We start from the raw sequence: 11,873 nt of genomic DNA, 5'->3' as shown, positions 1-11,873 counted from the left end.
GCCGTGCGGCGCGACTCAGATCAGGCCGGCATCGTCCAGCATCTGCTCCAGGGCCACCAGATCCGGAATCCGCACCACCTCATCGGCAATCCGTGCGGCGCCCAGCTCGAGTGGCGCCAGCTCGACATCGGCCGCAGCCAGGTCGCTGCCGACCTTCAGCGAGCGGGGAATGCCCTGCACCAGCAAGGCGATGAACTTGACCTTGGGGCGACCGCCCAATGCGTTGATCACCGCGACCCGTGCCCCGCTGGCGACCTGCGCCTGGCCACCACTGGCGGCCTCGAAGGAGAACAGCGGCAGGCTCAGGTCACGCCAGGCGATCTGGCCGAGAAACCACGCCGGCGCACCTTCGCTCACCTGGGGCGCGCGATAGGGAATCAGCTCGGCGACCGCCACGTTGGGCAGCAGCAGGGTGCGGTCGGCCAGCGGCACCAGCAACCCGGTGAGGTTGGCTGCACTGTTCTGGGTGGCGACGGCTTGACTCATGAAAACGTCCTATACGGGGGCAAACCCCGATCAACTGCAATGTTCGGCAAGGTGATTGACCAGGGCCACGGCCAGCTCGCGCGGGTCGGCGCTGAAGCTGCTGTAGCCACCCTCGCGCAGGCTGTCGGGCATGCTCGGGCAGGCGCAGCTGTCGCCGCGCTGGGTCCAGATCACCCCACCCTGGCGTTTGACGTACGCGGCGGCGGCACTGCCGTCGCTGCCCATGCCACTGAAGACGATGACGCCACACTGGGCGCCGAACTGTTGCGCCAGATTGAGCATCATCTGGTCGATGGAGGGGCTGTAGGGCTCCGGCCAGCCGCGCTCGGCGATCTGCATGGCGCCCTGATCGTCGAAACCCAGCTCGCTGGCGATCGGCACCACCACCACTTCGCCACAGCGCACCGGGTCGCCCTGGCGCGCCGGATTGACGTGCCACTGGCTGTGCCGCCCGACGGCCTGCGGCAATGCCGCTTCGAAGCTGGCGTCGATGTGCTGGGCGTAGATGAAGCCGATAGGCAGGCCACCCGGCAGCGCATCGAGAAAGGCTTTCACCGCCGCCGGACCGCCCAGCGAGGCCGCCAGCAACCAGACCTGACGCGCCGGTTCGCCAGCCTTCAGCGGCGTATCGGCGAGCGCCTGCGGCAGCTCGAGGCGAGTCGGCCGCTGCGCTTCGTCCAGCAGGGCCTGCAGGCTGGGGCCAACGGCCTGGGCCGGGTCCCCGACCAGACGCTTGAGCTTGCCGAACAGGCTGCGCTCCCAGCGCGGATAGTTTTCGGACTGCCGTTCAGGGGCATGCCCCTCGCCGAACAACACCGGCGCGCTGGCGCGCTCCAGCAGGCTGTCGACCAGCGGCGAATCGTCCGACTGGGCCAGGTCCACCAGCCACAGGTCGGTCTCGCAAGCGGCCAGGGCATCCTCGTCGAGACGCGCCGGATCGCTGTTGAGCACCACCTGGTAACCACCACCTGCCAGCGCCTGCTGCAGCACATGGCGCTGCAGCGAGGTGTCGGCGATGACCGCAATGCGCGCGAGGGATTTCTCTGTCATGTCCGCTTGACCTGATGGCTATCCACCAACTGAGCGATGGTTTCGAGCAGCAAGGACTCCTGGTAGGGCTTGCCGAGGTACTGGTTGACGCCGATGGACATCGCCCGCTCACGGTGTTTTTCACCGGTACGCGAGGTGATCATGATGATCGGCAGGTCCTTCAGGCGTTCATCGTGGCGCACCAGGGTCGCCACCTCGAAGCCGTCCATGCGCGGCATCTCGATGTCCAGCAGCATGATGTCCGGCTTGTGCTCCTGCAGCTGGGCGATGGCATCCACCCCGTCCTTGGCAGTGACCACGTTCATGCCGTTACGCTCGAGCAGACGGCTGGTGACCTTGCGCACGGTGACCGAGTCGTCCACCACCATGACCAGCGTCGGCCGGTCGACTTCGACCTCTTCGCTGCTCGCCACCTGGCGCGAAGCCAGACGCGGCAGCAGCTGATTCTGCAAGTGCGCGTGCAGCACGCGGATGGTCGCCAGCAGGTCGAGAATGACCACCACGCGCCCGTCACCGAGGATGGTCGCACCGGAGATGCCATGCACCCCGGCGAACTGCGGGCCGAGGCTCTTCACCACGATCTCGCGCGAACCGGCCAGGCTGTCGACCTGCACGGCCACGGCGTGCTCGCTGGAGCGCACCAGGATCACCGGCAGCGGCAGGCTCTGGCCCACCAGCTTGGGCTGCTGGCCATTGTTCAGCAGGTCACCGAGGTACTTCAGTTCGTAGGCCTGGCCGGCGTACTCGAAGCGCGGCGCATCCGGGGCGTAGTAGGCCTCCAGCTCGTAAGGCGAAACGCGCACGATACCTTCGATGGTGTTCAACGGAATGGCGTACAGGTCCTCGCCCGAGTACACCATCAGCGCCCGGTTGACCGACACGGTGAACGGCAGGCGGATGGTGAAGCGCGTGCCCTGGCCCAGGGTCGAGTCGATACTCATCGAGCCGCCGAGCTGCTTGACCTCGGAGTGCACCACGTCCATGCCGACGCCGCGTCCGGAAATCTGCGTGACCTTCTCCGCCGTGGAGAAACCGGCCTCGAGGATGAACTGCAGGATCTCGTGATCGCTCAGGTCGCTGTCGGCGTCCATCAGGCCACGTTCGATGGCCTTGCGGCGCACGGCTTCCAGACGGATACCACCGCCATCGTCATCCAGCGTGAGGACGATATCACCGCCCTCGCGCCCCAGATTCAGGCGGATGGTGCCGGCATCCGGCTTGCCTGCGGCGCGGCGCACATCAGCCACTTCGATCCCGTGGTCGACGGCGTTGCGCAGCATGTGCTCCAGCGGCGCGACGATACGTTCGAGCACGGTACGGTCCATTTCCCCCTCGGCGTTGCCGACGACGAACTCCACCTGCTTGCCGAGCTCGCCGGCCACCTGCCGGACGATGCGCCGCAGGCGCGGGACCAGGCGATCGAAGGGCACCATGCGCGTACGCATCAGGCCTTCCTGCAACTCGGTGTTGACCCGCGCCTGTTGCAGCAGCAGGGTCTCGGCGTCGCGGTTCTTCGCGGCCAGGGTTTCCTTCAGGTCGAGCAAGTCGGACGCGGACTCGAACAGCGCACGCGAGAGCTGCTGCAGCTGCGAGTGACGGTCCATTTCCAGCGGGTCGAAATCCTCGTAGCCGGCACGTTCGGCCTCGGCCTGGTAGCGGCTGAGAATCTGCGCCTGGGTCTCGGTGTCGAGACGACGCAGCTGGTCACGCACACGGTCGATGGTCGCTTCCATCTCGCTCAGGGTGAAACTCACGTCACTGACCTGCTGCTCGACACGGCCGCGGAAGATCGAGGTCTCACCGGCCAGGTTGACCAGCCCTTCGAGCAACTCGGCAGGAACCTTGACCAGTTCCTGTGGCGCGCGGCGCGCGGCAGCCTCGGCAGCCGCCTCTTCGGCCCGGCGCACGAACGGCAGGACCTTGGGTGCCTGCAGCTGCGTCGGCGCGTCGCTGGCGGCGACGATCGGCGCACTGCTCTGCACCGGCAGCGTGGCAACCTCGACCGGTTCGACCGGTTCGACCGGCGCGGCAGCCGGCTCATCGGCCAGGCTGGCACTGAGGCGCTGGCGCAGCAGATCGAGTTCCTGCTGCAGGCCTTCGAAACCGGACTGCACATCGAGGAACAGGCTTTCCGGCCACGGTGCACCCTGCTGCAATGCCTCGCTCAGATGCTGTTCGAGGTCGTGGCTCATGTCGCCCAGGCGCTTCTGCCCGGCCAGGCGCGCACCGCCCTTGAGGGTGTGCAGGATGCGCAGCATCTCGTCGATCGGCGCGCTGTCCTCGCGCTGATCTTCCCAGCGCCCGATGGCCGTTTCCATCGCCTCGAGCAGGTCATCGCCCTCTTCGAGGAAGATGTCGAGAATGTCGCTGTCCGCCTCATCGGCGTCGTCGCTCTCGACCACCGCCTTGAGCTGAACGGCCGACGGCATGCTCAGTTGTTCGTCAGGATTGGCGCGGAAGCGTTTGATCGTATCGATCAGGTCCTCGCCCGAGGGCACCGCACGCTGGCCACGCACCGCTTCCAGCATCTCGGCCAGGCGGTCATGACAGGCCTGCAGCAGGGTGAAGAGTTCCGGGCTGGCACGCAGACGGCCGCCGCCGAGACCTTCGTAGAGGAATTCGAGCTCATGGGCCAGATCGCCGATTTCGCGGATCTCGGCCATGCGCGCACCACCCTTGAGGGTGTGCAGATCGCGCTGCAGGGCTTCCAGTTCCAGGCTGTTGTCGACATCGCCCATCCAGCGCTGCAGGGCTGCGCCCGCGCTTTCGATGATGTCGAAGCCTTCCTCGAGGAAGATCTCCACCAGCTCGGGATCGCGTTCCTCGTGCCAGCTGTCCACGACCTGCGGTGCAGGTGCAGGCACAGGTTCCGGCTCGGGCTCGGGCTCGGGCTCGGGCTCGGCAACAGTCTCGACCTGCGGCTCCTCAGGCAGTTCCAGCTCCACTTCGTCGACGAGCGGCAGGCTGTCTTCGAGCGGCACGTCGATGATCTCGTCGACAACGACGTCGTCCTCGACCAGGGCCAGAGGCGGCGTGTCATCGCTATCGAGATCGAACTCGAGCGGCTCGTCAGCCTCGCTGGCCGGTTGTTCGTCGAGCGTCGGCACCTCGACCTGGGCAACGGCTGCCGACAGGCTCTGCGCCGGGCCGCCCTGGCGGAACTGACGGATCGCCTGGATCAGGTCATCACCGGAAACCAGCGGCTGGTGCGCCTGTAGCTGGTCGAGCATCTGCGCCAGGCGGTCGTGGCTCTGCTGCAGCAGGTTACCCAGCTCCGGCGAATGGTTGTAGCGGCGGTCGACCAGGCCTTCGTACAGGGACTCCAGCTCATGGCCCAGATCGCCTATCGGACGAATCGAGGCCATGCGCGCACCGCCCTTGAGGGTGTGCAGGTCACGCTGCAGCGACGACAGCGGCATGGTGTTGTCCGGCTCGCTCAGCCAGCGCTCCAGCGCCTGCCCCGCGCTTTCCAGAATGTCGACGGCTTCTTCGAGGAAGATCTCGACCATCTCCTCGTCGAGTTCGGCATCGGCCGGGCTGAAGCTCGCGTGCGCTTCAGGCACCGGCTCGGCCTCGACGGCCTCGAACGGCTCCTCGGTCAGCTGCGGCTCGGCGGGGGCATCGCTCGCGGCCGACTGTTCGGACTGCTCGAGTTCGGCAGTGGCCTGGTCCAGCTCGACGACTTGCAGGCCTTCGACATCGGGCGACAGCAACGCCAGGGTGTTCGGGTCGATGGCCTCGGCCAGCAACTGACGCAGCGCCTCAACACGCTCGGGCTGAGGGCTGACCTGCAGCGCGGCGGCCACCTGGTCCATCATGCCGATCAGCGCTTCGTGGGCTTTCTCTGCCTCGTCGAAGAAACGCTCGCTGACGGCCAGGCTGCCTTCCTCGACGGCGCCATAGAGGTCGAGCAAGGCTTCGCAGAGCTCGTCGATCTGCGGCAGTTCGGCCATTTCCGCGCCACGCCCCAGGGTCGTCAGCTCTTCCAGCAGCGCGGACAGCTCCTGGCGCTCGGAGGGGTGCTCGCGCCACTTGCGCAGCAGGTCCTCGGCATCCAGCAGGATGTCCATACCTTCGGCGAGGAAGATGCTGATCAGCTGCGGATCACGGCTCTCGCCGTTTTCTCCGCTGCGCTCGTCCTCGGCACTGGCGAGGCGATCCTGATGCAGTGCCTGGACCCGGGCAAGGAATGCCTCGGCACCGGGAATCGCTGCCAGTGGCTGGCTTTCCAGGTTGTCCAGACCGATGCGGAACAGCCCCTCGGCACTGCTCAGCAGTTCCGCAGCGGCGAGGTCGACCTGAATCAGGTTGGTCTTGAATTCCTTGACCAGCTTCTCCAGCGGCGCGGCGATTTCCGCCACGGGGAGAATGCCGGCCATGTAGGCGCTGCCCTTGAGCGTGTGCAGGGCACGCTGCAGGTCGTCGGTTACCGGTTGCGGCAACTCCTGCGCACAATCGGCGAGGAAGCCGACCAGGGTATCCAGATGAGTCTCGGCCTCGTTGCGGAAGATCTCCAGCAGCTGAGGATCGAGGGGCTCGCCATCGAGGTCCTGATCCACTACGACCGGGGCCTGCTCGACGGCAGCGGTAGCTTCGGTTACGCCCACGGGCTCGGCTACCTGCGGAGCGGCCGGGGCGTCAGATTTTGGGGGCGTTTGCCCCTTGGCCAGGGCGTGCGCCGTGGCGGCCAGCAGGTCGACATCATCGCGCTGACGCTGGGCCTTGGCGGCGAACTCCTCGACCAGTGCCGGCATCAGGGCGACGACGTCGAGCACGACCTGCTGCACCGGTGCAGCGGGCTCGATGCTGCGATCCAGAACACGGTTGAGCAGGTTCTCGATGGACCAGGCCAGCTCCCCGATGACCAGCGCGCGCACCATGCGCCCGCTGCCCTTGAGGGTGTGGAAGGCGCGCCGCACTTCGATCAGCGCATCCTTGTTGTCGGTATCGGCCTGCCACTGCGGCAGGTACTCGGCGATGGTTTCCAGCACTTCACCGGCTTCTTCGATGAAGACTTCCAGCAGCTCCTCGTCCACCGGTTCTTCGTCGGCAGGCGGCGGCAGCAGGCTGGGCGGAACGTCGGCGGCAGGCGGGTTGATCGCCTGTACCGGTGCGGCCATCACGTCGGCCATCGACAGCGGCTTGTCCGCCTCCGCCTCGGCGGCTGGCGGCGCAACCTCGGGCGCGCTGGGCAGTTCGACTTCCGGCAGCTCCAGGTCCGCCAGTTCCAGCTCGTCCCACTGCGGCGTCTCGCTCAGTTGCTCGAGGCTCAACTCTTCCAGCTCAGGTTCCGCCTCGATCTCGATCAGCGCGGCAGGGGCAAGCTCGTCGTCCTGCAGCGACGGCAGCTCATCGAGCTCCGCCAGCTCGAAGGTGAAGCCGTCAGCGGAATCAGCGGCGACCGGCAGCTCCGCGTCGCCCTCCAGCAATTCCAGATCGGCCGGTGCCTCGGCGGGCTGCTCGTCGATCTCGTCGACCTGGGGCGCGGTCTCGGCCAGCGGCTCTTCCAGCAGTTCGTCCTCGGCACCGAGCAGTTCGATTTCCTGCAGCGGGTCGGCCAATGGCGCCAGGGTTTCTTCCTCCGGCTCGACACGGTCGAGGATCGAAGGCTTTTCCTTGAGCGGATAGCCCAGGCTCTCCAGGCTTTCCTCGGCAACGTCGAGGATCAGATCGCCCTGGGTGCCATGGTCTTCGGCCAGACGCTCGAGGTAGTACTCGACGCTGGTGATGGCGTCGGCCAGGGTATCCAGGCTCTGCCAGTTGGGCACGGCCTTGCGTGCCAGCAACTGCTCCTGAATGTAGCGGTTGCAGGCATTGAGCAGGTCGGCGGCGCGCTGCAGCGGAATCATCGCCAGGCCACCACGGACCTGGGTCAGCAGCTCGGGCACGCGCGCCAGGTGTTCGTGGTTCCACTGCGAGGCAATGAACTCGATGATCGCGTCCTTGGCCTGCTCCAGGCCATTGCGCGCTTCCTTGATGACGAGCTGGTGAATCTGCCCGACATCGGTGGTCGGCAGGTGGCTCTGCTCGTTCTGGCCATCATCGCCCGGGCCGACCATGCCGGCCAGCGTCGCTTCGACGTAGAGCAGCGCGCCAGCCACGTCCATCAGCACCGCGTCGTTCGGCTCGCGCTGGCCGAGGGACAGCGCATGGATCACGTCGATCTGGTCGAGAATGACCTTGCGCGGCTGGCCGAAACCAAGCACCGCCAGGGTATCGGCGATCTGCTTCAGCGGTGCCAGCAAGGCATCCAGCTCGCCCGGACGGCTGCGGTCGCTGCGCACGAACAGGTCGAGGCTGTCCTTGACCCGCACCAGTTCCTCGCACAGTGCCGCCACCACCGAGCGCATGGCATCGCGGTCGGGGCCAGCCAGGCGGGCACGCTCTTCGTCCACCACCTCGGTATCGGGCAGAGCATCGTCGAGGCGGTACTGCGCCTTCAGGCTGCGGATGCGCGGCGATTGCGCCGGCGCCTTGGCCACATAGAACAGCAGGTTCTTGGTCAGCTCGTCGGGAGCGGACTGGTTGATGCCGTCAGCACCTTCCTCGACCAGGCGTTTGAGCTCCTTGTCGACCTGGCGCAGCAGGGTGCGCACCGAGGTGCCGTTGACCACGCTGCCATTGGCCAGCCCTTCGATCAGGCCGGAGGCGATCTGCCACAGGCCGCCCAGCGGGGCGTCCTTGCACAGGTTCTCCAGACGGGCGAAGACCCGCGCCATGTAGCCAAGGTTGGTGGCCAGATCCTGGTTGCGGATGACGCCGACCAGCGCCATCTGCAGCATCTGCCGCAGCTTGCGCAGCAGCACCGGCAGTTCGGCGGTACGCAGACGCGCCAGGCCACCCTCCGGCAGCGCCGGCAGGCGGACGGACATGTCCGGGGAGAACAGGCTGGTTTCCGACAGCAGCTTCTCGCCACGGGCGGCGCGCAGGTCGTTGAGCAGTGGCAGCACGACCATCGGCAGGTCGCGACGGGCGGTCTGGATGCGGTCGAGGTAGACCGGCAGCTGCAGGATAGCCTGCATCAGCACTTCCAGGGCCTCGCCCTGGTTGGCGACGCGGCCTTCCATCAGTGCCTTGGCCAGCTGCTCCATCTCTTCGGCGAGCAACGCAGCGCCGTAGAACTCGACCATCTGCAAGGTGCCGTGAACCTGGTGCACGTAGGTCAGGCAGAAGCGCATGCGCGTGGGGTCCTGCGGGTTCTCGACGAACGCCTCCAGGGCCTGCCGCGCCTGCTTCAGGGTTTCCCCGATCTCGCCTTTTACCCACTCCAGGGCGACATAATCATGCCGATCACCCATAGCCACTCCACTCATAAACTTGGCCTTATCCCTTGCGGGTAAACGCCAGAACTCGCTCGTCGGCCACCGGCACCAGGTGCGGGTGCTGCCAACCGGCTACTTCGCCCACACCTACGACCAGCAGGCCACCCGGCGCCAGGCTTTCGGCCAGGCGGTTGAGGATGTCGCGGCGACGCCAGCGGCGGAAATAGATCAGCAAGTTCTGACAAAAAATCACATCCATGCCGGACATTGGCGCCTTGGCCAGTTCCAGCACATTGAGCCTGGCGCAACACACGCGAGCTGCCAGGCTCGGTACTACCTTGAAACGTCCGTCTGCCTGCGCGAGAAAGTAACGCTCACGCAGTTCATCACCCACCTGCTCCAGGCGCCGCGCCGAGTAACTGGCTTCACGCGCCCGGCTCAACGCACCCTGACTGATATCGGTACCGGTGACCGCGAAATGCTCCGGCAACTCACTGCCCTGCAAGGTCTCGGCGGCCTGGATGGCCAGCGAATAGGGCTCCTCACCACTGGAGCAACCCACGCTCCACAACTCCCAGGGTTTGCTCAGCCCTGCGGCCAGGCGCTCCTGCAGATACTGCGCGAGCACCTCGAACGACGGCTGATGGCGAAAGAAGCGGGTTTCCTGCACGGTCAGACGATCCAGCAGGGTCGACCACTCCACCGCGCCACGGGGGCCATCGGTGACCTGTCGGTAGTAACTGGCGTAGTCCGTGACGCCCAACTCGCGCATCCGCGCACTCAGGTTGGTCTGCAGAAAGGCACGTCGCTGTTCGCTGATCACCACACCGGTACGCGCTTCGAGCAGCGTCTGCCAGTCGTGGAAATCGGCTTGCGACATGTCGGTCACTGGGCGCAATGCCCAAACGCCCGCTGACTGCATACCTTCGCCCTGGGTCATGGCTATGTCGCGGAGGCTGCAGCCAGCCTCCGCACTCCTTTATCAGGCGTCCGGGAGGGTGAAGCCAGACACCGACTTGCGCATCTCACTGGCCATCTTGGCCAGGTTACCAATGCTCTTCGCGGTGGCGGTGGTACCCGAGGACGTCTGCGAGGTGATTTCCTGAATCACGTTCATGGTGTTGGAGATGTGACCAGCCGACGAGGCCTGCTGACGGGCAGCGTTGGAGATGTTCTGGATGAGGGCCGCGAGGGTCTTCGATACCTTCTCGATCTCTTCCAGTGCCACACCGGCGTCCTGCGCCAGGCGTGCACCGCGCACCACTTCGGAGGTCGTCTGCTCCATGGAGATAACGGCTTCGTTGGTGTCGGTCTGAATGGTTTTCACCAGCGCTTCGATCTGCTTGGTCGCCGCAGAGGAACGTTCTGCAAGGCGCTGTACCTCGTCCGCTACCACCGCGAAGCCTCGGCCTGCGTCACCGGCCATGGAGGCCTGGATCGCGGCGTTCAGTGCGAGGATGTTGGTCTGGTCGGCAATGTCGTTAATCAGGCTAACGATGTCACCGATCTCCTGGGACGATTCACCGAGGCGCTTGATCCGCTTCGAGGTGTCCTGGATCTGCTCACGGATGTTATCCATGCCGGTGATGGTGTTGTGTACGACTTCGTTACCCTTGTTGGCGATGGCTACCGAACGTTCCGCTACCGCGGACGATTCGCTGGCGTTCGCCGATACCTGGTCAATCGACACGGCCATTTCGTTGATCGCCGCGGAGGCACCAGCGATTTCCTGGGCCTGGTGCTCGGAAGCCTCGGCCAGGTGCATCGCCGTGGCCTGGGTTTCCTGAGCAGCACCGGCTACCTGAACGGCGGTCAGGTTGATGGTCGCTACCAGGTCGCGCAGCTGGTCGATGGAGTAGTTGATGGAGTCAGCGATGGCACCGGTGAAGTCCTCGGTTACCGTCGCGGCCACGGTCAGGTCACCGTCGGCGAGGTCGGCGATCTCATCGAGCAGTCGCAGAATCGCCGCCTGGTTACGCTCGTTCTTCTCGGCGGTTTCAGCGAGACGGCGGTTGGTCTCACGCACCATCACCAGACCGATGAGGATGATCGCAGCCAGCGCCAGGGCACCCAGCACATAGCCGAACAGGGTGTTCATGGCACGACCGTCGGCCAGGTCTTCGAAGCCGCCGGCCAGATCGGATGCCTTGTCCAGCAGGGTCTGGGAAACGGTGAAGATGGAGTTCGCCGATTCACGCACCTGGAACAGTTCCGGCGAGGTTTCGAGAATCTCGTCCACCGAACCGGATACGAATTCGAACAGCTCGGAAATCTCCGCCAGACGCTCGAGAGCCTCCTCGTCGGTCACCTGGGTGATTTCCATCGCCGCGTTGCCTTCCAGCATCGCAGCCAGTACGCGGCCGAACAGGCTGGCGTCGCGGCCGAACATGTCAGCGGCCTGTACCGAGTCTTCGTCACCCGCCAGTACCTTGTTCACCGAACCCAGGATACGTTCTGCCAGCAGCGACTGACGCTGGGCCACGGAAACCTGCGCGGCCGGCGCACCACTTTCCAGCAGGATGTCGACCACTTCCTCGTACTCGACCTGCAGCTGCGGAATGGTTTCCGCCAGGGTGGCGGCTACCTGGTGCAGCGACAGTACGGTCTGCTCACTGGCGAGAATGGCGTCGGTGTTCTGCCGCAGGCTGTCCCAGTCCTGCTGCACCGTGGCCATCTGCGGCTGTACGGCCTCGGGCGCCGGCGGCAGACCGCTGGCGGCGTCGCCGTCGGTCAGGTAGCCCCAGCGCTGCTGGAAGTCGTTGCGCGCATCGCGCAACAGGCCGAAGGCCTCGGCAGTACCTGCCGCCGCCTCCGTGGCGTTCTTGGCGATACGCTGGGAGAGTACGCGCAGCTCACCGGAGTGGCCGATGTACTCGGTATCGTAGTTGGATTGGGTGTTGATGTAGGCGAAGTTCGCGAACAACAGCACGATGGAGACGATGAGCACGACGAACAGCGCCGCGATCAGCGTGCTGCTGCGTGCTCCGACCAACAAATTGCCTGTATTGAGTTTTTTCATTATCTGGCCCCCGCCTGGACCGACCGCACTACGGTTCCCATGTAACGCCAAAGGGC

General features: G+C 65.6%; 5 protein-coding genes. All 5 read right to left on the bottom strand.

Features of this window, described 5'->3' with window-relative positions; translation table 11 throughout:
• Window positions 1–15 precede the first annotated feature (15 nt).
• Genes JLK41_RS01990 through JLK41_RS01970 form a run of 5 tightly spaced genes read right to left on the bottom strand, consistent with a single transcriptional unit; the run spans window position 16 to window position 11,817 of the window.
• The gene (locus JLK41_RS01990) at window positions 16–486 is read right to left on the bottom strand and encodes a chemotaxis protein CheW (RefSeq protein ID WP_047589664.1); all 471 of its coding nucleotides are present in this window, start codon (window positions 484–486) and stop codon (window positions 16–18) included.
• A 30-nt stretch (window positions 487–516) separates the two neighbouring features.
• Window positions 517–1,536: a chemotaxis protein CheB gene (locus JLK41_RS01985; protein ID WP_037050131.1), complete on the bottom strand. Its 1,020-nt coding sequence runs from the start codon at window positions 1,534–1,536 to the stop codon at window positions 517–519.
• Window positions 1,533–8,834 carry an Hpt domain-containing protein gene (locus JLK41_RS01980; RefSeq protein WP_210390228.1) on the bottom strand — a complete coding sequence of 2,434 codons (7,302 nt, stop codon included), beginning with the start codon at window positions 8,832–8,834 and terminating at the stop codon, window positions 1,533–1,535. Before JLK41_RS01980 ends, JLK41_RS01985 begins: the two co-directional genes overlap by 4 nt.
• A gap of 25 nt (window positions 8,835–8,859) precedes the next feature.
• A complete protein-coding gene (locus JLK41_RS01975) occupies window positions 8,860–9,720 on the bottom strand; it encodes a protein-glutamate O-methyltransferase (RefSeq protein ID WP_037050283.1) in 861 nt (286 codons plus the stop codon).
• A 60-nt stretch (window positions 9,721–9,780) separates the two neighbouring features.
• A complete protein-coding gene (locus tag JLK41_RS01970; RefSeq protein ID WP_037050137.1) occupies window positions 9,781–11,817 on the bottom strand; it encodes a methyl-accepting chemotaxis protein in 2,037 nt (678 codons plus the stop codon).
• Window positions 11,818–11,873: the final 56 nt, after the last annotated feature.

It is taken from the genome of Ectopseudomonas khazarica (genome assembly GCF_017915135.1).
GTDB classification, from domain to species: domain Bacteria; phylum Pseudomonadota; class Gammaproteobacteria; order Pseudomonadales; family Pseudomonadaceae; genus Aquipseudomonas; species Aquipseudomonas khazarica.
The sequence above is the reverse complement of the archived record's forward strand: the minus strand, read 5'-3'. Positions and strand labels throughout refer to the sequence as shown.